This window comes from Flavisolibacter ginsengisoli DSM 18119, from assembly GCF_900129295.1.
GTDB lineage: Bacteria > Bacteroidota > Bacteroidia > Chitinophagales > Chitinophagaceae > Flavisolibacter > Flavisolibacter ginsengisoli.
This window is the reverse complement of sequence record NZ_FQUU01000046.1, coordinates 1-3361: the sequence shown is the minus strand read 5'-3', so window position 1 is coordinate 3361 and position 3361 is coordinate 1. Positions and strand designations below refer to the sequence as shown.

Genomic DNA, 3361 nt, shown 5'->3' with positions numbered 1-3361 from the left:
ACTGTCAGCGCCAATGTTAACCTGAATGCAGGTTCTCAAACCATCAGGATACAATCCTCAGCATCCCTTGGATTTAATTTCAACTGGTTTGAAATAGCAGGAGGAAGTGGAACAACTACTTCAACAACTCCTGCCAGTTCAACTTCAACACGCATTGAGGCTGAAAACTGGTCAGGCATGAGTGGTGTTCAGACAGAAAACACCTCAGACGCAGGTGGTGGTAAAGACGTGGGTTGGATAGACAATGGGGATTGGATGAACTACAGCTATAATGCTCCCGCATCCGGTACTTTCACTGTTAGCCTGCGCATAGCAACTATTTATAGTGGCTCACAATTACAGATCAAGAACAGTGCTGGCACTGTCCTGGCTACTGTGAATGTTCCCATCACAGGAGGTTTCCAGACTTGGCAGACAATTACTGCTTCTGTTACTCTACCTGCAGGTTCTCAAACATTAAGATTACAATCATCTGGTACCGCAGGGTTTAACATCAACTGGCTGGAATTGTCTCAAGGTAGTGCAGCTTTGTCGAGCATTCAGGCAAACGGTTCTATTATGACAACCGAAACGACCAATGTAGCCACTACTCCAGCATTGGATGTTTATCCTAATCCAACAACAGATCGATTTGTATTACAGGTAAACAACAGCCTGAGCGGAAATATATCAGTACAGGTTATCAACCTTGCCGGTGCCGTTCAAAAGCAGTTCAGCTTCTCTAAGGCTGCAGGTTCTACCCAGTTCTATATTTCTATCGGTGACCTGGCAGCAGCTACTTACATTGTAAAAGTAACAATGGGTACCTGGTCCGATTCAAGACAAATTGTAAAACAATAAATACTTCAACACCAAATGGCCGGGTAAAACCGGCCTATTATTCCTCTTTCAAATATTAATCTATGAACAAACACAAGCTACCGGTATTAGGCCTTAGCCTGGTACTGCTGATCACATCATGCAAAAAAAATGATGTACAGCATGAAAATACCCTGGGAAACAGACCTGTTGCAGCTGCAATGGCTGCTAGTGCGAAAGCTTCTGAATGGAGTACACTTCCCAACTGGACTTCTTCCAAGGGAGATAAGTTCACAACCTATACTTCTAAGGTTACTGACAGTTCAATCACCAGTTCAGTTACTTCCCGTGGAATGGTCCTGGCCTTTGTAAAGGATGGCTCTACAATCAATGCATTGCCGTTTCAGAAAAAAGGAGCCAATGATTCTTATTATTACTACCAGGTTTCAAATGGTTCTATCTCACTTTCATGTGATAACTATACTGGCACAGCCAACCTAAGTTCAGAAACATTTAAATACTTTGTTTTTACTCCAGAAAAACTAAAAGACCTGGAAAGCCAGGGGTATACTAAAATTAAATTGATGCAATTGGCCTATGAAGATGTTGCAGCCTTGTTTACGAAGTAATCACTGCAAATAAAAAGAGGCCTGTAAAAAGGCCTTTTTTTTTATTTTATACAACACTAATCAACCCTTTGTTAAAAATGCATTTTGTTTTGTTTATACAAAGCAGAATTAAATAGTAACCTAACTATGAAAAAACATTTGTTTTCCAATATAGGAAAGGCATTGTCATTTCTTGTATTGAGCAGTACATTTCTCACAACAACAATAATAGCCCAGGCACCTACTGCCAATAGTTTTTCTTCCTCAGTTCCCTATAATGGTACCTATCGATATGGAGCTAATCCCGGATGGTACGGCAACAACTGGTCTTCAGAAAATGTGGCCGCCCTTTCAATGGGAAGTCCTTCTCTTAATGTGAAAGGTGTAGGCGTTAAGTCATTAAGAATCCCATTATACGATGATCATTTAACTACCTATGGAATTAATGCCGAAGTTTCAAAGTTCCAGTATTATGCAGGCTTGGGGGGAGGTGAAATGACAGCCTTCGTTGGAAATCCATCTCCAGCCAACAGGGAAACAACTACTTTTCCCGGCAGTCCTGAGCAGGCCAAAACTTTTAAAGGCTTGTATGAACCTATTTGGCTTGATGCTGCACAGACACAGATCAATCCTGCCAATACATACGCTAAATACCTCTATGATGTAGTAAAAGTTTATGGTACTTATATAAAATTCTGGGAAGTGATCAACGAACCTGATTATACGTACACTGGTTCAGGATGGATGGGAGATTCAAATCCTCCGCAGGCCGGAAGTTGGTTTGATCATAATCCAACTGCATCTGAATTGGTGAATCTAAGAGCCCCTATCCAGTATTACATCCGTACATTAAGAATTTCATGGGAAGTGATTAAAAAATTGCAGCCCAATTCGTATGTATGTACTGGTGGCATTGGTTACAGGAGTTTCCTTGATGCGATTTTACGAAATACTGACAACCCGGTTGACGGCTCTGTCACTTCAGCATATCCTGCTAAAGGAGGTGCTTATTTCGATGTATTAAGCTTTCACAACTACCCCATGTATGGTTTAAAAACATGGAGCAATGCGATCAATGGGTTCCAGTTTTTTAGACATTCAGATGGAGCAGCTGCTACATTTATTAATTGCAGGAATAACATGGAAAGCGTACTGGGAACATATGGTTATAATGGATCCAGCTATCCAAAAAAACAATATATATGCACTGAAACAGGCGTTTCCCGTTTCTCATCAGGCGACGATTGGGGAAGCCCTGAAGGCCAAAAAAACTATGTGATCAAGGCACAGGTGGCCGCCCAGAAAGTAGGCATCAGGCAGATTTACTGGTACACTATTGGTGACCAGACTGGAACTTCACAGTATGACCAAATGGGTATGTACCGGTATTTTGGAGGCTCATCGCCTTACAATGCCACCCTTACTGACCAGGGAATTGCTGCTAAAACATTGTCTGACCAGTTATATGGAAGAACCTATGATGCCTCAAGGACATCTTTAATGAGCTTACCTGGCAATGTGGATGGTGGTGCATTTCGGGGCAATGATGGTAGCTATGTATATGTTCTTTGGGCAAAAACGCAGACCGATCTTTCTGAAAACGCCTCTGCTTCTTATAGTTTTCCATCATCAGTAGTAATGAGTGGTAATGTTAGCAGAAAGGATTGGAATTTTTCCCAAACAAATACATCTTCCTCTATCAGCTCTTCCAATATTAGTTTAGACGGTAGTCCTAGCTTTTTCGTAGAAGGAACTGGTGGCACTACTACTTCGCCTACACCAGTACCATCCCCTACTCCCACCCCTACCACTACCACTTCAGGTTCTGTAACACGCATTGAAGCTGAAAACTGGTCAGGCATGAGTGGTGTTCAGACTGAAAACACTTCAGACGCAGGTGGTGGTAAAGACGTGGGTTGGATTGATAACGGCGACTGGATGGATTATGCTGTTAG

Annotated in this window: 3 protein-coding genes; all 3 read left to right on the top strand. The window is 42.0% G+C overall.

The features are described from left to right. On the top strand, positions 1–840 hold an 840-nt coding region (locus BUA53_RS20805), incomplete at its 5' end, for a carbohydrate-binding protein (protein ID WP_139256549.1). A gap of 62 nt (positions 841–902) precedes the next feature. Next, positions 903–1427: a hypothetical protein gene (locus BUA53_RS20800; protein ID WP_072837316.1), complete on the top strand. Its 525-nt coding sequence runs from the start codon at positions 903–905 to the stop codon at positions 1425–1427. A 126-nt stretch (positions 1428–1553) separates the two neighbouring features. Beyond that, positions 1554–3361, top strand: a 1808-nt coding sequence (locus BUA53_RS21605) for a carbohydrate-binding protein (protein WP_245793242.1), incomplete at its 3' end; no start/stop codon positions are given.